Below are 19,956 nucleotides of genomic sequence, written 5' to 3' on the forward strand. Positions count from 1 at the left end.
TTTCGGCAAATTTACACTCACCGAAATGAGTGCGAGAAGTAAGGGTTGACCTTACCTTAAGGTCAAGGTTTATCCTTATTCTCATTCCAATGGGAGGAATGAAAATGAACTATTTTGTCTTACCTCTGCGTGGCCTAAATTGCATGGGCTGTGCGCGAAAATTGGAGCGCCAACTCAAGCAAGATTTGACTCTTGAGATTGAAACGCTGACGCCAACGTTAATTGAGCTGCATACCGAGGCGAGTTTAGATCAAGTGCTGACGAGTATTGAGTCCCTCGATTATCAAGGCGGTGCTGAGCAAACTTATCAGCTACAAGGTTTAAACTGTGGTCGCTGTGTGAATAAACTGACCACTCACCTCAGCGCGCGGGCTGAGGTTGCCAAACTGCAAGTCAGTAAAGAGCGGCTTTCGCTGGTTACTACCCTAACCGCAGACCAAGTGAAAGCGCTGGTGGCAGAAGTAGGCTATCAGGCTATCGAAGCAGCACAAGAATCAACACTTGCACTAGCAGCCTCTATTAATGAGAAGAAAACCGACACACCTGACGCTGAAAACCTCTCGCCCCAAGAACCCGCCGAGGCATCTAGCCAAACGCTCTCTCTACTTATTAAAGGGATGACCTGCGCCAGTTGTGTCGCATCGGTGGAAAAGGCGCTACTTTCAGTTGAGGGTGTACAAAGTGCACAAGTCAACCTCGCAGAGCAAAGCGCCTTGGTGAAAGCCAATTTCACCAATCCGCAACCACTGCTTAACGCCATTCAAAGTGCAGGCTACCAAGCTGAGCTCTTGGATGACCCAGCACAGCAGCAAACCAAACAGCAAGCACAACTCGATGCTTTACAAAAAGAGCATAAACAGAGTGCCTTATTGGGCATCGCTCTGGGTGCACCTTTAATGCTGTGGGGCGTGTTTGGCGGCAACATGATGATCCGCAATAGCAGTGATCAAATGGCCTGGGGTGGAATCGGCATCATCTGTTTCGCACTGCTGCTCACCGCCGGTCGCCACTTCTTTATTAATGCTTGGCAAGCACTGACTCATGGCAGAGCGACCATGGACACCCTAGTCGCACTGGGCACAGGGGCTGCTTGGTTTTACTCCATGCTCGTGGTTGCTTGGCCGCAAGCGTTCCCTGATGCAGCGCGTCATGTATACTTCGAAGCAACGGCAATGATCATCGGTTTGATTTCACTGGGTCATTACATTGAAACCAAAGCCAAAAGCCGTACTAATCGCTCACTGCAAGCCTTGCTTAACTTACAACCTCAGCAAGCAACCTTAGTGACTGAACAAGGCGATCAATCCATCGCCGTCGCCGATATTCAACTGGGCATGTCACTACGCATCAAACCCGGAGAGCAAGTTCCTGTCGATGGTGTGGTGAGTACTGGTCACTCTTATCTGGATGAATCCATGCTCACGGGCGAACCCATTCCTGTACTCAAAGAAGCCGGCGCGAAAGTCGCAGCGGGCACATTGAACCAAGATGGCAGCTTAGTGATCACCGCTACTGGCATTGGTTCGGAAACTATGCTGGCTCGGATTATCCAGATGGTAAGACAAGCGCAAAGCAGTAAACCGGCGATGGCTCGTTTAGCCGATCAGATTTCCTCTGTTTTCGTGCCCGTTGTTGTTGTCATTGCCATCTTGTCTGCCGCACTTTGGTATCTGTATGGCCCCGATCCTAAAGCCAGTTACATGTTGGTCGTTGCGACCACTGTATTAATCATCGCCTGCCCTTGTGCTTTGGGGCTTGCCACTCCGCTCTCGATTACCGTGGGTATCGGCAAAGCGGCAGAGATGGGGATTTTGATTCGCGATGCCAATGTACTGCAGACCGCAAGTCAGATAGATACCGTGGTGTTTGATAAAACAGGGACGCTGACCTTAGGCAAACCGAGTATTCAATCACTGCATGTGTTGCAGGGTGATGAAAACCAATTACTTGCCCTAGCCTATGCCCTTGAGCAGCAATCAGAACACCCACTGGCTAAAGCGATCTGTGATTATGCCAAACAGCGCAATATTCGCCCTGTAGATATCAGCCAATTCACTAACCAACGTGGACGTGGACTCTTAGCCGATTACCAAAATCAAACCGTGCTGGTTGGTTCTCTCGCTTTTATGCAAGAACAAGGCATTGATTTGTCGATGGCTGAATCGACTCTAGAAAAATTTGCAGCACAAGCGTGGACGCCGGTGGCGGTGGCTTATCGTGGCATGTTGCAAGGCGTGTTAGCGATTGCCGACCCGATCAAGCCCACCTCAGCGCAAGCGGTACGTAAGCTCAATGAGCTTGGAATTCATACCGTGATGCTGACTGGCGATCACGCTTCGGTTGCCAATGCGATTGCCAAAGAGCTCGGTATCTCGCAAGTGATAGCGCAAGTGCTGCCCGACCAAAAAGCGCAGCACATTCAAGCTTTGCAACAACAAGGCCGTAAAGTCGCCATGATTGGCGATGGGATTAATGATGCCCCAGCTTTAGCGCTGGCTGACATTGGTATTGCCATGGGCAGTGGCAGTGATGTAGCCATTGAGAGCGCACAGATGACCCTTTTGAACTCATCACCAACCAGTGTGGTGAGCGCGATTGAGCTGTCAAAAGCCACACTGCGCAATATGAAGCAAAACCTGTTTGGCGCATTTATTTACAACACGCTGGGTATTCCTATCGCAGCGGGTGTGCTTTACCCAGCGTTTGGATTTTTACTCAGCCCAGTTGTCGCCGGAGCGGCGATGGCGCTCTCCTCGATCACCGTGGTCAGTAATGCCAATCGCCTGCGCTGGAGCAAAATTTCTTTCGATCAACATTCTCAATGAGGTACACCATGAAACGCACAATGCTGACACTCGCCCTATTGGCTACATTTTCAGGACAAGCGCTTGCTACTCAGGTAGTGAATCACAAATCTCCTTATTGTGGTTGTTGCACCGAATGGACCAAACACATGGAAGAGAATGGTTTTACGGTAAAAGAAGTGCTGCATGACAACATGGACAGCATTAAGCAACAACTGGGCGTAAAACCTAAGCTAGCTTCTTGCCATACCGCAGAGATCGGCGGTTATGTCTTTGAAGGTCATATTCCAGCGCAAGACATCAAAGATTTTCTGGCTAACCCACCGAAAAATGCGAAAGGGCTCGCGGTTCCGGGAATGCCTATGGGTTCACCGGGCATGGAATACGGCGATAAGAAAGACAGCTACGCGGTATATGCCTTTAATGAGCGCGGCCAAGTCTTTGAATACCGTTTCCATAAAGGAAACTGATCTCTCCTTCTTATCGAAGAGAATAGAGGGCTAGACACAAAGCGCTGTCTCATAACTTTTTCTTCTAGAAAAAAGACAAAAGAAAAGCCTCCGCATGCGGAGGCTTTCATTATCCATTCAGTGAAATGAGTGTTCGATTATTTTAGCGAAGTCACTCGGCTAGCACGCTCACCGCTGGCAGAAACAGAGCGAATCCAAACTTCTCCGTTCACTTTTGGCGCTTGCTTCGCATCATAATCCAACCAAGTTTGACCATCCAGTGAGTATTGCAGCGTGACACCAGGGAACTGAACGTTCATGGCCAAATGACCGTTCTCGATCTTGGCTCCCGGAACTGGGAGACGGTAATCAATGCCTGCTTTCTCAAGTTTGGCCAGCTCACGTTGACCCAATACGTTAGCAAAGCGATTCCAATCCGCATTTAGAGCTTTGTCGTTGACTAGCTGAGTCTCCTGCGAATATTCCACGCCGGCTTTGTAAGTGTTTTCCCAATCCGCACGATGCCATGCACGCTCAGCGGCTGCGAGCACGCGAGGGAATACCATGTATTCATATTGCTCATCGGTACGTACTGTTTCAGACCACAGCTGCGCAGACAGACCATAGAAAGGCTTACCTTTCACTTCGCCTTTACCGCTGAAGCCATTGCCATCACGATCCAATGAAGTTTCTGCATTTTGTGGCAAGTTTTCCGGTGCAAAACCAAACATCTTACGTGTATCAGTTGCACGGGTTGCCCAGTAATAACCACGCTCTTTAGGATCCACTTCGTAAGGCATATCCATGTAAACGTAGTCAGGGTTAGAGATGATCACATCGTAACCTTTCTCAGCCCATTCGTACGCAGAGGCAGAGCCACCCCAGTACAGAACATCCCAGAAGTTCACACGCGTGTTTTCGGTTGCGAACGCTTTTTCGCCTTCGCTGTATTTCAAGCCATCTTGCCATGCTTGGAAGTTAGCAATACCTTTCTCGGCAACCAACTTAGACACTTGCTCAGCAAAGTAGCTTGGTAAATGGCCGAAATCACTCACCGCACCTGTTGCAATCAAGTTTTGGCACTGCGGCGAACGCGCAAAAGGCTTATCTTGCTTGCTCAGATCCAAGTTGCCTTTCCAACTTACTGGCTCTTGGGTATTCACATCTTGGAAGCCTGCGCCAAGCTTGATGTTTTTCGCTTCATCGCCACCAAAGTGCCACGTTGTCAGAGGCATACCCGCCGCTTGGTGCATCGTCGCAATCTCAGAGATCACTTTATCCACAAAGCGCTTTGATGAATCTAAGCATGGGTTGATAAAGCTCATGCGGTCATAGAACTGTACTGTGGTGACGTTAGAGGTATCTTGCGGATCCAGTAGACGGAACTCATTGGCTGCCGCCTCATTGCCCTCTTGCATTAAACGTTGGTAACGCGCCTCCATTGAAACCACGGCCGCACGAGCGTGCGCTGGCATATCAATCTCAGGGATCACTTCGATATGACGTGCTTTCGCGTATTGCAGGATCTCTAAATAATCTTGCTTGGTGAAATAACCAGAGCCAAAGTTATCGGCGTTTGGACCAGAGCCAAGCTGTGGCAACACGCATTCTGTTTCACTCGGGTCAAAACAGCGTTGAGCGCCGATATCCGTCAGCTCAGGTAAGCCCGGAATTTCAATACGCCAACCTTCGTCATCGGTCAGATGGAGATGCAGCTTATTCATTTTGTAAGCCGCCATTTGATCCAAGGTCGCTAGAATCGCTTGTTTCGAGTGGAAGTTACGCGCCACATCCACCATCACACCGCGATAATCAAAACGAGGCGCATCGACGATTTCAACTTTTGGCAGTTGAGTCGCATCGGCCATATCGACTAAACCCAGCACCGATTGCATCGCATAGAATGCACCCGCTTGGTCAAACGCGGTGACTTTAACGGCTTTATCCGTAATCGCTAAACGGTAAGCACCAGATTTGGCCAGCTCACCTTTAAATGATTTAGGGTTGATAACCACTTGCGCAGGCATTACGCCTTTTAAGTTCACGCCAAGCAGTTGTGCACGCTCATTCAGCGCTTGCATTTGCTCACCGTCAAATGCTTTGCTCGGTAGCGCAATACCTTTCGCGATAGACACTGAACCTGATTGCGTTTTAACTTGCAGTGGCGTTGGGATCAGTGCGTGAGACACATCTTGTAGCGCAACATCACTGTTCTTTTCAAAGCGAGACAGCGCTTGAGCAAATACGTTGTTATCGCTCGGAGTACGCTTAAGGTTCTCCCCCTCTAACCCAGTAACAAAGCTCTCAACTTCTTCTGTGTTTAAAGATGCAATCACTTTCGGCTCAGCATCCGGAGCGGCCACAAAAGCACGCGGCATAAAATCGGTATCAAACAGCGTCCAGTATTCACCAATCAGCGGCAAAGTCACCGTTTCACCTGCGGCAAAACCATCAAACTTATCGGTAGGTTCCAGTTTATGTAGGTCGCCGGTAACGCGAGTAATTTTGAACTGGTCATTACCCACATCGAGGATCAAGCGAATACTGTGGAAGTAAATAGCCCAATCTTTTGAATTGACCGCCTCACCACGGTTAACCAAGGTCATATTCACTTGGTTACAAGAAGCCCACTCAGCTTCTAGAGTTTGACAAGCCAAACCGGTATCCGCGCCGTGATTGTTGACAACTTGGTATTGCACATCCAAGTTATTCGCTAATGTGTCTACCACCTCTTGTGGTGACGTAGTGTTGAGTGCGCAGCCACTTAATGAAGTGAATACCGCGATCGAGATAAGACTCTTCTTCAGCATAATAATGACCCTAAATTAGTTAACGATGAGGGATGCTCTGCCTGCACCCAATCTCACAACGACATCAGCCAATGGCTTTACCTAAAATTCAGGGATATTTAGCGGTACTTTTTTCTAAGCGCAAAATTAATCCTTTAGCCAAGTGATCATGTTCAAACTTTACAAATTGACACCAAGATAAAAGTCTTAAATTTCAAAAATATAGGAACAACGTCAAAATCGACACTTCATTTTTGACGAGATTTCTTCTAATCCAGATCACACTTAGCAATCCGCGCTACGCAAAGAAAGCCGATCGACATCACACAAGATTGCGGCAACAAATCGTGAGTTGGCTCGAACAAATCAACAAGATGTGAGCTTTATCATGATTCAAGCTCCGTCAAATCCGTTAATTCACTGCTAAAGTAACGTTTTTGCCGAACCTAAAGGAGTTCACGCATTCCATGCTCAAACGATTCGCTTGCTGTCTTTTATGGCTATTTATCCAACCTCTTCACGCAGAACCCTTGTACTGGTCAGCAACCAAAGGTTCGACACAACTCATCCTCTTCGGCTCTCTGCATGTGGGCAGCGATCAGCTTTATCCACTGCCTGACCGACTCGCACAGAAGCTAAAGCAAAGCGCAGGCTTAGTCGTAGAGACGGATATCCGTCACCAATCCAACGTTACTTTGCCTGCAACGACGATGAGCAGTGAGCAGGTTTTAAGCGATGAACAATTGTTTGTATTGGATGGGATTGCGCAGCAACTGAGGTTGGATGCCCAGCAGATCCGCCAACTGCCCCCCCCATGGTCAGCCAGCCTTATCCTGCAAATGCGCCAATTTTTAGAGATGGGGTATCAAGCCGATCGAGGCATCGACCTTTATTTCATGCAGCAAGCTGAGCAGCATCAACTGCCTGTACTCAGTCTAGAAACCTTACAATTTCAAGTGGATCTGTTAGCGCACTTACCCAACTCAGGGCAGGAATTACTGGTGAGTTTGATCGATGAATGGGAAAACAATACCAAACTCACCGAGTGCATGATTGAAAGCTGGAAAAAAGGAGATGAGAAGAATTTGCTACAAATGCTCACACTCACCGGTATGTCTGCTGAATTGGAAGCCCAAATGCTCACTGAGCGTAATCAGGATTGGGCAGAGAAGCTCACTCACCCTCAATTCTTACCACAACAAGGCAAACCTTATCTGGTCGTCGTCGGCACTTTGCATTTGATTGGCAAGCAGAGCTTGCTCAGTATTCTTGAGCAAAAAGGCTTTAGCATCCAGCAGCTTAACCAAAGCCAAACGGCAAGCTGCTCATTTTTATAAATCAGCTATTCGGTAGAACAAATGATTTGGCATTATGGGTCGGCGGCAGATGAACTTATCCAAACAAGTATCGACAGAACATGTCATGGAAAGCGAGTGTCGCCAACGCTGAGGCTTCAAGTGAGAAGTAGATAAAGCGAAAAGGCCCCAACATAAATGCTGAGGCCTTAAATATGGTCGGTGAAGAGGGATTCGAACCCCCGACCCTCTGGTCCCAAACCAGATGCGCTACCAAACTGCGCTATTCACCGGAACGCTGCGTATATTACTCGCCATTTTCGGAAACGCAACCCCTGAAGCCTGACTTTCTGCATGGTTTAAACCGTTCGCTCAAAACACCACCAAAGCACGAAAAAAATGTGACTCACAACTCAACATAAGAAACATATCGGCAACCTATGCAACACAATTGATCCAGATCAGTGCTGCAAATATAGCCAGAATTTAACGTTAACTCGTCTTCAACACTTTGGAGGAAACATGGACTTCTGGCTCGATCTTCTTTTTGGTAATGCAGTTGGACTCTCTTCAATGATAGTCATCTTGGGCGCTTTAGGTCTTATGCTGTTCTATGGCGGTTTCTTCATCTACAAAGTGATGACAGACAAATCTCCTCACTAGATCGCTAGCCTCTATTGAAAGATAGAAAAACGCTATGCACCGGAGCCGACTGCGTGTCTGCTCCGGTTTTTTATTGTGCATTTATCCTCAACATCACTCCCCTTCCACGCACAACTCCGTGCAACTTGCTAAATGAGAAGTATATAATCAGCACCATGTGAAATAACTTTGATGTGCCGTTATGTCGCAAGAGGATTTAGAACTGTTTCAGCAAATGATGGGCGATGTAAAAACCATCACTCATGATACGGTTGAACTCAAAAAAGCCCACCAAGTCACCGAAGCTCAACTGGCTAAGCGAGAAGCGGCAGTAAGCTTGGCAGACCATGACCCCGAGGCGCTATCCCTCGATCATGCCCCCATGCTTAAGCCTGATGCTATGCTCGAATTTAAGCGGGATGGCGTTCAAGATGGCGTATACCGCAAACTCAGATTGGGTAAGTACCCCATTCAAGCACGCTTAGACTTACATCGAAAAACGCTCAAAGAAGCACGCAGTGAAGTGATCCAATTTATTCGTCAATGTATGGCGATGGATATTCGCACCCTGCTGATTGTGCATGGCCGTGGCGAGCGCTCCAACCCACCAGCACTGATGAAAAGTTTTGTCAGCCATTGGCTGACTCAAATCAGCGAAGTGCAGTGTGCTCACTCAGCTCAACGCTTACATGGCGGCACCGGCGCGGTGTATGTCTTACTTCGTAAGAGTGCCGAGAAAAAAGCCGAAAACCGTGAGCGTCACCAGAAACGGCTTGGCTAAGTAGGTAAAGCTGTTAGAATGCGCGGATTTTGTGCACCATCCGTTGTGAAACGTTAGGAGATTGTATGTCCCAACCTATTGAAAAGCGCCTTAATAAATTCATCAGTGAAACGGGCTTTTGCTCACGCCGTGAAGCTGACAAGCTGATTGAACAAGGGCGAGTGACCCTCAATGGCGCCCAACCTGAAGTCGGAAGCAAAGTCACCGAACAAGATGAAGTGTGTATTGATGGCAAGCCGCTACGCAGCAAAGAACGCCCGATCTATATTGCGTTAAACAAACCCACTGGCATTACCTGTACAACTGAGCGCGATGTTCCGGGGAATATTGTCGACTTTATTGGTCACCACAAACGCATTTTCCCGATTGGCCGTTTAGATAAGCCGTCTGATGGCCTCATCTTTCTGACCAATGATGGCGATATCGTGAATAAGATCCTACGTGCGGGAAATAACCACGAAAAAGAGTACGTGGTTCGAGTCGATAAACCCATTACACCGGAATTTATTCGTCAGATGTCATCAGGAGTGAACATCCTCGATACGGTTACTCTGCCTTGTAAAGTCACTCAGGAAACCCAGTATTCTTTTCGCATCGTGCTAACTCAGGGATTGAACCGCCAAATTCGTCGCATGTGTGAAGCCTTGGGATATGAAGTGTTTAAACTGCGCCGCGTGCGGATCATGAACATCACATTAGATGGCATTCCAAACGGTAAATGGCGTTATTTGAGCGAAGCCGAAGTAAATGACATTCTGGCCATGTGTGAAGACTCCAGTGGTACGGAAGAAGCCTCAAGAGTCGCGCATAGTGGTGACACGATTAAACGTGCGACCGATGCCAAACTGTTTGATAGTCGTGAAGCCAATAAAGAATCCAAAGCACGCCGCAACCCAAAAACCTATCATGGTAAAAATGCGCAAGAGTTTCGCCATGCACCAAACTCGAAAAAAGCGCAGCGTCGCCCAACGAATTCGTCCTCAAGCTCTTCTACCGCATCTAAACCAGCCCAGCGCGCAACTCCACGCACTGGTGGTACCTTGAGCCTAAGAAAGTCGAAATAAACAATTTATCTATACAATAAAAACCAGGGAAGCTTATCGCTTCCCTGGTTTTTATTGTGGCTAGAGCGATAACCCAACCACTTTGTTACGACCTTCATTTTTGGCCGTGTACATGGCTTGATCGGCCCGATTAAACAATTGCAGCAAGCTCTCATTCGGAGAGTATTCAACGACACCAATACTCACCGTGACCTGTGGTTTACTGCTCATCACCGCAATGTCATGTCGAATCTGCTCCATGCGTTGATACGCTTCTTGCAACGGCATGTCTGGTAGTAGAACAACAAACTCTTCACCGCCCCAGCGGCACAAGGCTCCCACTTGTTCAATATGACGCTGACATATCCCAACCACACGCTGTAAAACCAGATCCCCAACCGGATGACCATAGTTGTCATTCACTTGTTTAAAATGGTCCAGATCGATGACGGCCAAACTTAAAGGATGCAGCTCTTTCGTCGCATTAGAAATCGCCTCTTCAACTAACTCCTCAAACACTTGTCGACTGTATGCACCGGTCAATTTATCTCTTACCGCCATATCTTCCAGCCGTTTTTGATAACCTCGGAAGCTCATTTGTGCAAGCCCTAATACCGCAATCGCCACCAAGGCACTGATCGCTAAATTCCCCAGCATCGCTTTGAACCAAATGTCTTGGTTAAATTCATCTTTCTGCTCAACGATGATGTACCACTGGAATTCCTCAACCCACCGACTGTTGAGATAGTTCTTCTGACCATCGGCATAGTAACTCCCACTCACACTGGGAGACGTCAAAATCTGGGTTGAGAGTGTTTTTAGCCCTTCTCGCTCCTGGATCCGCGTAAAGTCTGGATGATTGGAACCATGCAAAGTGACCTCACCCAACTCATTGATAAAATAGATATGCCGGTTGTAACGTTTTTGATATTTCTCCACTAACGCAGAAACCGCATCGGAGCTCAACCCCACACCAATCACACCCAAGAAACGATTTTCGAAATCAAAAACCTTGTAGTTAACAAACACCACCGTTTGATGACTGTTAGCAGTATCAACATCAATATTCACCTCGAAATGTTTATCGGGCGCAGAATTTTTGACCCGAAAAAACCAAGCATCATTCGGGTTCGATTCCGAGATTGTCTTCAACGTTCCGCTGTAGTGATAATAGTTGTGGGTACGATCCGAAATATAAAAACTCGACATCGTCTGATATTGGCGCTGAATCTCACTCAAATAGCGGATGATTCGCTCAGGTTCTTGCTCCCCAGCCAATGTCCAGTCACGCACAAAAGTATCTTGTGCCATTAAAGAAGAGATAAAAATGGGGCGGATCAGATCCTGCTGGATTTCTGAATAGATGTTGTCGCTGGTTAAAGGGAGTGAGTCTTTATTGATTTGCTCCTCAAGCGTATCGTGAGCCACTTTATAACTGACCAAGCTGGTCACAAAAAATCCAAATATAATTAAAGAGACAAGAATCCAACTAAATTTCTTTCGCGTCATAATCAGCGTCCTGCTAGCACTACTTACTGCATCACCCTGCTCCAGCGTTTGTGGAGACAGAGCACATCCATCAATCCTAATGACCTTACCTAGTGAGTCAAAATAATCCATATACCATACCGAGTACTGGCTATGTTGCCATTAACTACTAGGAATGCGTTAGAAAGAACTAATAGAACAGTCAGTGCTGTGAGGGCTATTCATTTATCCGCGACTTTTTAGCAAGGTATTGCATTAAAATTAGGGATAGATCTCAAAGATAGGCAGGAAGTATGGCGCAGAAAGGTAATGAGGAAGCCATTAGGCTTCCTCACTCAAGATCACTTAGTACCAAAAATCTTGTCGCCAGCGTCACCAAGGCCCGGCACGATGTAGCCTTTGTCGTTCAGCTTCTCATCGATTGCGGCCGTGTAAAGCTCAACATCTGGGTGCGCTTTTTCCAAAGCAGCAATCCCTTCTGGCGCCGCCACCAGCACCAGAACTTTAATCTGGTTACAGCCTTTCTCTTTCAGCAGGTCGATAGTGGCGATCATTGAACCACCAGTTGCCAGCATAGGGTCAACCACTAGGGCAATACGCTCTTCAATGTTAGAAGCCAGCTTATTGAAGTAAGGCACTGGTTCAAGGGTTTCTTCGTCACGGTAAATACCCACGACACTGATACGAGCACTAGGGATGTGCTCAAGTACGCCATCCATCATGCCAAGGCCGGCACGCAAGATTGGCACGACTGTGACTTTCTTACCTTTGATCTGATCCACTTGTACTGGGCCATTCCAGCCTTCGATCGTGACTTTTTCGGTTTCAAAGTCTGAAGTCGCTTCATAAGTCAGCAGGCTGCCAACTTCTGTCGCAAGCTCGCGAAAACGCTTAGTGCTGATATCGCCTTCACGCATCAGGCCAAGTTTGTGTTTTACAAGAGGGTGCTTAACTTCAACAATTTTCATGTCCAACTCCGGCTTCATTAATTTAAACCTGCGGATTATACACTTATTTTGTCGACTTTTCCGACTGTAAAACCGGAGAAAAATCTTACGCAAACGTTTTCCTTTTTGTTTTAAGCCCTGTAGAATAGCGCCGTTTTCATATCCAACTAGACCGAGGAACTTCCCCGTGAGCGGTAATAATCCATCTCTCAGCTATAAAGATGCAGGTGTCGATATTGATGCAGGTAATGCACTCGTTGAACGAATTAAAGGCGCAGTGAAGCGCACCCGTCGCCCTGAAGTTATGGGTGGCCTAGGTGGTTTTGGCGCACTGTGTGAGCTGCCAACCAAATACAAACACCCAGTTTTAGTCTCTGGTACAGACGGCGTAGGTACCAAACTGCGTCTCGCACTGGATATGAAAAAACACGACACCATCGGTATTGATCTCGTTGCTATGTGTGTGAACGATCTGATTGTACAAGGTGCTGAGCCGCTGTTTTTCCTCGATTATTACGCGACGGGTAAACTGGATGTGGATACCGCAGCCGAAGTCATTTCCGGCATTGCCGATGGCTGTTTGCAAGCGGGCTGCGCGCTGATTGGCGGCGAAACCGCTGAAATGCCAGGAATGTACGAAGGTGAAGACTACGATGTGGCTGGCTTTTGTGTCGGTGTCGTTGAAAAAGAAGAGATCATCGACGGCAGCAAAGTACAAGTCGGTGACGCGCTGATTGCGGTTGGCTCTAGCGGCCCACACTCCAACGGTTACTCGCTGGTACGTAAGATTTTAGAAGTCTCTAAAGCCGATAAAAATGAACTGTTAGCGGGCAAAACGATTGGTGAGCACTTACTCGCACCAACCAAGATTTACATCAAATCTGGCTTAAAGCTGATTGCTGAACATGACATTCATGCGATTTCACACATCACTGGCGGTGGCTTCTGGGAGAACATTCCACGCGTATTGCCAGAAGGTACCAAAGCGGTGATCGATGGTAAGAGCTGGGAATGGCCAGTGATTTTCCAATGGCTACAGGAAAAAGGTAACGTGACCACTCACGAAATGTACCGCACCTTCAACTGTGGTGTCGGTTTGATCATTGCACTGCCAAAAGATCAAGCCAATGCGGCCGTTGCGCTACTGCAAGCAGAAGGCGAAACCGCATGGGTGATCGGCGAAATCGCAGCCGCCAATAGCAACGAAGCACAGGTAGAGATCAACTAAGCATGAAGAGTATTGTTGTTTTAATTTCGGGAAACGGAACCAACCTACAGGCGATCATTGATGCTTGTGCAACCAGTATTCAAGATGGCAAAGTGACGGCTGTGTTTTCCAATAAAGCAACAGCTTACGGTTTAGAACGCGCAAAACAGGCTGGCGCAGCCGCCTGTTTTATTGATCCCAAAGCTTACGAAACTCGTGATGCTTTTGACGCGGCATTGATGGAGCAGATGGATAAATTTGCTCCTGACTTAATAGTGCTCGCCGGTTACATGCGCATTCTCAGTAGCGAATTTGTTCGCCACTATTTGGGGCGAATGATCAATATCCACCCTTCGTTATTGCCAAAGTATCCGGGATTGAACACTTATCAACGAGCTATCCACGCCGGTGATGAAGAGCATGGTACCAGCGTGCATTTTGTCACCGAGCAGCTCGATGGTGGCCCTGTGATTCTGCAAGCCAAAGTACCGATTTTTGAAGATGATACGGTCGAAGAGCTCACGGCTCGCGTGCAGGATCAAGAGCATCGCATCTACCCGCTTGTCGTGAAATGGTTTGTCGAGGAACGTTTAGCGATGAAAGATGGCAAAGCCTATCTGGATGGCGAAGCGCTCGGCATGCACGGTTACGCGGCCGAATAATCTCAAATTGAAAAAAGGGTTGAAATCATTCAACCCTTTCTTTTTGTACCGCTCCTTAATTCCCAAACGACATTCCTAAACACTATCCCAACACAACTTGATGTGGCCGATAGAAAGCTCTATACCCAAACTACTTGGAGTTGCAGGTAGGCGGCAAATGAGTTCATCCCCATGAGCATAGATAAACTATGTGATTGGGGTGACGAACGTAGCCAACACCGCTGCAGCTTCAAGTAGGAAGGGGATATCGCTTAGTCGAGAGGTTGGCTTGGAGCCTGACATCCGGGTCGCCCCGGTGCAAAATCCACATCCATCAACACATGGGCATTGTCTTCTATACGCTCTCCAAAATGGAAAAATGCGAATTGCCCCGGCTTCATACGCTGCCAAGTTTCATTACCGGTTAACGGTTGAGTCGCAATCACTGACACCACATCATTCGGCGTAGTTTCTTCTTGGAAATTGATCTCGACATCTTCATCGAGCAGTGCTGCGCGGCCAAATGGGGCACGGCGAGTGATCCAATACAAATGATTGGTGCAATACGCCATCACATATTCGCCATTAGACAGCAGCATATTAAAGACACCGAGAGCTCTAAGCTCATCACAACACTGCGCAACATAGCGAAGCATCTCAGGCCAATCTTGTGGACCCTCGGGGTAACGCTGCTCCATTTGATTTAACAACCAACAAAACGCCAACTCACTGTCCGTTTCACCGACTGGCCGATGTCGCCCTGTGACTAAAGTTTGGTAGCCCGTCAATTGTCCGTTGTGGGCAAACGTCCAATACTGTCCCCACAATTCACGGGTAAACGGATGGGTATTTTCGAGGTTCACCCCACCGCGGTTGGCTTGCCGAATGTGACTGATCACCGCACGACTTTTGATCGGATATTGCTGAACTAACTCAGCAATTTTGGACTGACTGCTGGGATTGGGATCTTTGAAGGTACGAAAGCCTTTGCCTTCGTAAAAAGCGATCCCCCAGCCATCACGATGTGGGCCAGTTCTTCCGCCACGTTGCATCAAGCCAGTAAAGCTAAAACAGATATCGGTTGGAACATTCGCGCTCATTCCGAGCAATTCACACATGGTTTAAACCACTCCTTACTTAAACCAACAGCCCGGCATACACCGGGCTGATTCGCGTAATGTTACGCCATTTCCTTTTCAATCAACTGAATGATGATGTGGATGATCTTGATATGCACTTCTTGGATACGATCCGCGTAACCAAAATGTGGAACACGGATTTCAACATCCGCTAGACCCGCCATTTTGCCACCATCTTTACCAGTCAAAGCGATCGTTTTCATGCCTTTTGCTTTCGCCGCATCAATCGCTTTTAGGATGTTGCCTGAGTTACCAGAAGTAGACAGGCCAAACAGCACATCGCCTTTGGCACCGACCGCTTCAACATAACGAGAGAACACGTACTCGTAACCAAAATCGTTACTCACACAAGACAGGTGGCTTGGATCAGAAATCGCAATACCAGGATAGCCAGGGCGGTTTTCACGGTAACGGCCTGTTAATTCCTCAGCAAAGTGCATGGCATCACAGTGTGAACCACCATTACCACAAGAAAGCACTTTTCCACCTTGCTTAAATGAATCAGCAATTAGCTTAGCCGCTGCTTCAATTTGCGCGAGATTATGGTCATCGCTCAAAAACTTCTGCAAAACGTCAGCCGCTTCGGTCAGTTCACTTCTAATTAAATCCTGGTACATGAGGCATCTCTCTTATTGATTATTTGTTATCCGAACCGAGTGCTCTTGGCACTTCTATTCAGTATCCACCTGAGTTTACCCAAACCTGCCGATCTGTCGATAGCCAAAAAGCAAGATTTACTCTTCGTTAGCAAATCCAGTCATTCAATCAGCAGCAAGAGTAGAGAGATTACTCTAGCGTGATCACTTTCGGACAAAATGTCGTTTTACATTTCATTAATACTTTGGTTACACTTTAACTGGTTAGACCACTAAACTTAGACTCGCTATTTTCGTATCAGAGAACAGAAGAATGCCAGTCTGAAAAAGGATAAAACTGTATGGAAATCTTGCTCTCAACCTTAGTTATGATCTTGATACTCGGTGCTTGCCTGTATCAAAGAACATCTTTATTTACTTCGCTAGCAGCACTGACTGTTACGATGTTGGCACTCTCACTGTTTGGTCCTTTTGGATTTTTCAGTTGGGCTCTGTATCTTGCCGGCGTTGCGGTACTTTGTGTTCCGTCGATCCGTCAATCCTTGATCAGTGGTAAAGCACTTGCAGTCTTTAAAAAAGTGTTGCCAGCGATGTCACAAACCGAGAAAGAAGCTCTCGAAGCTGGCACCGTATGGTGGGAAGCCGAACTGTTTAAAGGCAAACCAGACTGGAAAAAACTGCATACGATCTCTGCCCCTAAATTGAGCGCAGAAGAGCAAGCCTTCCTTGATGGCCCAGTCAATGAAGTGTGTGCCATGGTCAGTGATTATCAAGTCACCCACGAGTTGGCCGACTTACCCCCTGAAATTTGGACCTTCCTGAAAGAAAAGAAATTCTTCGCCATGATCATCAAAAAGCAATATGGCGGTTTAGAGTTCTCAGCTTATGCTCAATCTCTCGTGCTGCAAAAGCTAACGGGCGTTTCCAGTGTTCTTTCTTCCACCGTAGGCGTACCAAACTCTCTCGGCCCCGGCGAATTGCTGCAACACTACGGTACCGAAGAGCAAAAAGACTACTATCTACCTCGCTTAGCCGAAGGCAAAGAGATCCCTTGTTTTGCACTCACCAGCCCAGAAGCCGGCTCTGATGCCGGTTCAATCCCAGATTTTGGCGTAGTTTGCAAAGGCGAATGGGAAGACAAAGAAGTTCTAGGGATGCGTCTAACATGGAACAAGCGCTACATAACACTCGCCCCTGTTGCAACCGTGCTCGGTCTTGCTTTTAAACTTCGAGATCCGGAAGGATTGCTCGGAGAGAAAGAAGATCTCGGCATCACCTGTGCTCTCATTCCTACGCATCTCAAAGGTGTGGAGATCGGCAATCGCCACTTTCCATTAAACGTGCCATTCCAAAATGGCCCTACCCGCGCGAAAGATCTGTTTGTGCCGCTCGATTTTATTATTGGTGGTCCAAAAATGGCCGGACAAGGTTGGCGCATGCTGGTGGAATGCCTGTCGGTCGGTCGTGGTATTACCCTGCCCTCCAACTCCACGGGCGGAATTAAATCAGCCGCACTCGCTACAGGTGCTTATGCACGTATTCGCCGCCAATTTAAGCAACCCATCGGCCAGATGGAAGGGATTGAAGAGCCTTTAGCGCGTCTAGCGGGTAACGCTTATGTGATGGATGCCGCGAGCAATCTCACTGTCGCGGGTATCGATTTAGGCGAGAAACCTTCGGTGATTTCCGCCATTGTGAAGTATCACTGTACTCATCGAGGCCAACGTTCGATCATTGATGCGATGGACATCGTTGGCGGTAAAGGCATCTGCTTAGGCCCCGCAAACTTCTTAGCGCGCGGCTATCAAGGAGCCCCGATTGCCATTACGGTCGAAGGAGCAAACATTCTGACTCGTTCGATGATCATCTTCGGTCAAGGAGCGATCCGCTGCCATCCTTATGTTCTTAAAGAGATGGAAGCAGCTTACAGCCAGAACTCCGATGCGGTAGAAAAATTTGATATGGCGTTAGCCGGACATGTCGGCTTTGTTTTAAGTAACCTTGTCCGTAGCTTATGGCTAGGCTTGACTGATGGCTTCGGATCACAAGCCCCAACGCGTGACGCTACGAAGCGTTACTATCAACAACTCAACCGTTACAGCGCCAATTTAGCGCTTCTCGCTGACATTTCCATGGCAGTGCTTGGGGGGTCGTTGAAACGTAAAGAACGTTTATCCGCTCGCTTGGGCGATATTCTCAGCCAGCTTTATTTGAGCTCAGCGACATTAAAACGCTTTGAAAATGATGGTCGTCCACAGGAAGATTTACCTTTGGTGCACTGGGGATTACAAGACAGTTTACGCCAAACCGAAGTCGCCATTGATGAGTTCTTAGCCAACTTCCCAAATCGTCTTATTGGTCGCGCATTACGCTTACTGATCATGCCTTTTGGTCGAGTGCGTAAAGCACCGAGCGATAAGCTGGATAGTAAACTCGCGCAAATCCTGCAAACGCCGAGTGCAACACGTTCCAGAATAGGTCGTAACCAGTACTTAACGCCGAGCGATCACAACCCTGCCGGAAAAATTGAACAGGCACTACAAGTGATTTTGCAAGCAGAACCTTTGTTTGACAAAGTGTGTAAAGAGCTCGGTCAACGTCGTCCCTTTATGGGGCTCGATGAAGTCGCCAGAATCGGATTAGAAGCCAAAGTGCTGACCATTCAGGAAGCGGCATTGTTAAGTGAAGCGGAAGCACATCGCCTCTACACCATCAATGTTGACGACTTTGTCCCACAGGAACTGGCTGCTAAAAAGCGCTCACAACGTAAGGCAGAAGTGGCTTAGTTTACGCCGTAACAGCATTACCTAAAAACAAAGGGAGACGAAATGTCTCCCTTTTTATCTCCACTCAGCACAAGATTGAACTAGGATTACTTGCCCTTTTTGGGTGGCATGTTCAACTGCATTTCAGGTTGCGTAGCTTTTTTCATCTTGATTTTTCGTAACACAAACCACACGACAAGCACCAAGACTAGCACGACCAGATTGCCCACAATGATGTACATCATATTGCGGCTACGCTGCTCTTCACGCATCTGAATCATCAATTGCTCTTGTTCTTTCTTAAGACGCAGAGCCTCTTCTTCTTCTTGAATTCGACGCACTTCCGCAATGTTTAACTCATCAACCACGCTGTAAGTCTGGTCACCAATAGGGAAATAAAGACCACGCTGCGAAGCCAGTTCCGTCGCCCACACGCTTCCATCCCAAGAGTAATTGCCAAACTCACCGTCATAAGGGATTGGCAACTTCACGGTTAAGGATTCTTTCCCTGCTTGGGCTTCAGCCAGATAATCATCTTGATAAGGATGACGATGACGGATATGCGCGAGCAACGACCCCGGTTCAACCATTCCCTGTTCGCCAGTGAATATCACCTGATGTGGTGTGTCTTTTACTCGTGATTGAATAAAGGTGGTGGAAATCGGTGTCGGGTACACTAGCACTTCTTGTTCTTGAGCGCGTAAAAACACACCATTACCGGAGGTAATACGAACTCGGTATTTCCCTGGCTCAATCGACATTTTTAACGAAACAGTAAAGACCCCATCACCCGGTTTTTCATCCAGTAACGTACCATCATCGGCAAACTCTCCTAATACTTCTGGAATCGGCCGCGCCTCTTTGGCTAGGGAGTCTTCGTTTTCAACGAATTTAGTAAAGGTCACTTTGAGGTTGACTCGATCAAGAAAGTCACGCAGTAACAAAGGTTTACCATCCGACGTTAAGCGAGCGGTAAATTTAAACTCTTCACCTTGAAACACTCGAGTCGGAAACACGTCAGTGGTTAATTGCAGGTTAGAGATCAACTTAATATTGTTTTTCGGCGTCACTTTCCCGATGGCTTGCCAAGGGCCAGGCATCGGGTTATCAATCGAAATAATGTCCATTGACGCTTCCTGATACCAACGTACGTTGTCAGGATTACGCCATTGATAATATTTGGTGCCGTCCGGGCGAACCAACACGACCGGTTGAGAATCTTTTTCGCGGTAAATGACAAAGGTAATTTGAGAAATAGTGGGATCCACACGAAAACGGTTATCAAGCAGCGACATTGAAGACTCTTTTGCCGCCAAACTACTCAAACTGATCAAACATCCCACTATCGCCGCGAGAATCCTCACCATAAC

The 19,956-nt window shown here is 47.6% G+C and carries 15 protein-coding genes and 1 tRNA gene; 9 read left to right on the forward strand and 7 right to left on the reverse strand.

Going from position 1 to position 19,956, the window contains the following annotated elements; genetic code table 11:
* Nucleotides 1-104: 104 nt before the first annotated feature.
* Nucleotides 105-2,825 (forward strand): copper-translocating P-type ATPase CopA, encoded by a 2,721-nt coding sequence (copA, locus tag MKA69_RS01205; RefSeq protein ID WP_305847375.1) that lies wholly within the window; start codon nt 105-107, stop codon nt 2,823-2,825.
* 8 nt (nt 2,826-2,833) lie between these two features.
* Nucleotides 2,834-3,274 (forward strand): DUF411 domain-containing protein, encoded by a 441-nt coding sequence (locus tag MKA69_RS01210; protein ID WP_305847376.1) that lies wholly within the window; start codon nt 2,834-2,836, stop codon nt 3,272-3,274.
* Between the two features lie 137 nt (nt 3,275-3,411).
* Here MKA69_RS01210 and MKA69_RS01215 read toward each other — a convergent pair whose 3' ends face one another.
* The gene (locus MKA69_RS01215; protein WP_305847377.1) at nt 3,412-6,063 is read right to left on the reverse strand and encodes a beta-N-acetylhexosaminidase; all 2,652 of its coding nucleotides are present in this window, start codon (nt 6,061-6,063) and stop codon (nt 3,412-3,414) included.
* 446 nt (nt 6,064-6,509) lie between these two features.
* Here MKA69_RS01215 and MKA69_RS01220 point away from each other — a divergent pair, with 446 nt between their 5' ends.
* On the forward strand, nt 6,510-7,379 hold the full coding sequence (locus MKA69_RS01220) for a TraB/GumN family protein (RefSeq protein WP_305847378.1): 870 nt from the start codon (nt 6,510-6,512) through the stop codon (nt 7,377-7,379).
* A 174-nt stretch (nt 7,380-7,553) separates the two neighbouring features.
* On the opposite strand, the gene MKA69_RS01225 is transcribed toward MKA69_RS01220, so the two are convergent.
* Nucleotides 7,554-7,630 (reverse strand) — tRNA-Pro (locus MKA69_RS01225).
* 229 nt (nt 7,631-7,859) lie between these two features.
* Between MKA69_RS01225 and MKA69_RS01230 the strand changes: the two genes are divergently transcribed.
* The 3 genes from MKA69_RS01230 to rluF all read left to right on the forward strand — a co-directional run bounded on the left by MKA69_RS01230 (nt 7,860) and on the right by rluF (nt 9,824).
* The gene (locus MKA69_RS01230; RefSeq protein WP_000348347.1) at nt 7,860-8,000 is read left to right on the forward strand and encodes a DUF3149 domain-containing protein; all 141 of its coding nucleotides are present in this window, start codon (nt 7,860-7,862) and stop codon (nt 7,998-8,000) included.
* 181 nt (nt 8,001-8,181) lie between these two features.
* Entirely contained in the window at nt 8,182-8,760 is a 579-nt protein-coding gene (gene smrA / locus MKA69_RS01235; RefSeq protein WP_089070851.1) for a DNA endonuclease SmrA, read from the forward strand.
* A gap of 65 nt (nt 8,761-8,825) precedes the next feature.
* On the forward strand, nt 8,826-9,824 hold the full coding sequence (gene rluF / locus MKA69_RS01240) for a 23S rRNA pseudouridine(2604) synthase RluF (RefSeq protein ID WP_305847379.1): 999 nt from the start codon (nt 8,826-8,828) through the stop codon (nt 9,822-9,824).
* A gap of 60 nt (nt 9,825-9,884) precedes the next feature.
* Here rluF and MKA69_RS01245 read toward each other — a convergent pair whose 3' ends face one another.
* Both MKA69_RS01245 and upp read right to left on the reverse strand, forming a co-directional pair.
* Nucleotides 9,885-11,312, reverse strand: coding sequence for a sensor domain-containing diguanylate cyclase (locus tag MKA69_RS01245; RefSeq protein ID WP_305847380.1), 1,428 nt, complete (start codon nt 11,310-11,312; stop codon nt 9,885-9,887).
* 320 nt (nt 11,313-11,632) lie between these two features.
* On the reverse strand, nt 11,633-12,259 hold the full coding sequence (gene upp / locus MKA69_RS01250; protein ID WP_000706206.1) for a uracil phosphoribosyltransferase: 627 nt from the start codon (nt 12,257-12,259) through the stop codon (nt 11,633-11,635).
* Between the two features lie 166 nt (nt 12,260-12,425).
* On the opposite strand from upp, the gene purM reads away from it, so the two are divergent.
* Nucleotides 12,426-13,466 carry a phosphoribosylformylglycinamidine cyclo-ligase gene (gene purM / locus MKA69_RS01255; RefSeq protein ID WP_001915179.1) on the forward strand — a complete coding sequence of 347 codons (1,041 nt, stop codon included), beginning with the start codon at nt 12,426-12,428 and terminating at the stop codon, nt 13,464-13,466.
* Between the two features lie 2 nt (nt 13,467-13,468).
* Nucleotides 13,469-14,107, forward strand: coding sequence for a phosphoribosylglycinamide formyltransferase (gene purN, locus MKA69_RS01260; RefSeq protein ID WP_055031647.1), 639 nt, complete (start codon nt 13,469-13,471; stop codon nt 14,105-14,107).
* A gap of 251 nt (nt 14,108-14,358) precedes the next feature.
* Here the strand turns inward: purN and MKA69_RS01265 are convergent, their stop codons facing one another.
* Nucleotides 14,359-15,204, reverse strand: a complete 846-nt coding sequence (locus tag MKA69_RS01265; RefSeq protein ID WP_095456541.1) for a class II glutamine amidotransferase — start codon at nt 15,202-15,204, stop codon at nt 14,359-14,361.
* A 62-nt stretch (nt 15,205-15,266) separates the two neighbouring features.
* Complete coding sequence (gene lpcA / locus MKA69_RS01270; protein WP_055031649.1) at nt 15,267-15,842, reverse strand: D-sedoheptulose 7-phosphate isomerase; 576 nt, start codon at nt 15,840-15,842, stop codon at nt 15,267-15,269.
* A gap of 320 nt (nt 15,843-16,162) precedes the next feature.
* Here lpcA and fadE point away from each other — a divergent pair, with 320 nt between their 5' ends.
* Nucleotides 16,163-18,607 (forward strand): acyl-CoA dehydrogenase FadE, encoded by a 2,445-nt coding sequence (gene fadE, locus MKA69_RS01275; RefSeq protein ID WP_305847381.1) that lies wholly within the window; start codon nt 16,163-16,165, stop codon nt 18,605-18,607.
* A gap of 86 nt (nt 18,608-18,693) precedes the next feature.
* On the opposite strand, the gene MKA69_RS01280 is transcribed toward fadE, so the two are convergent.
* Nucleotides 18,694-19,953 carry a TIGR03503 family protein gene (locus tag MKA69_RS01280; protein WP_305847382.1) on the reverse strand — a complete coding sequence of 420 codons (1,260 nt, stop codon included), beginning with the start codon at nt 19,951-19,953 and terminating at the stop codon, nt 18,694-18,696.
* Nucleotides 19,954-19,956 lie beyond the last annotated feature (3 nt).

The sequence above is a fragment of the Vibrio sp. AH4 genome (assembly GCF_030710545.1).
Taxonomy (GTDB): Bacteria; Pseudomonadota; Gammaproteobacteria; order Enterobacterales; family Vibrionaceae; genus Vibrio; species Vibrio metoecus.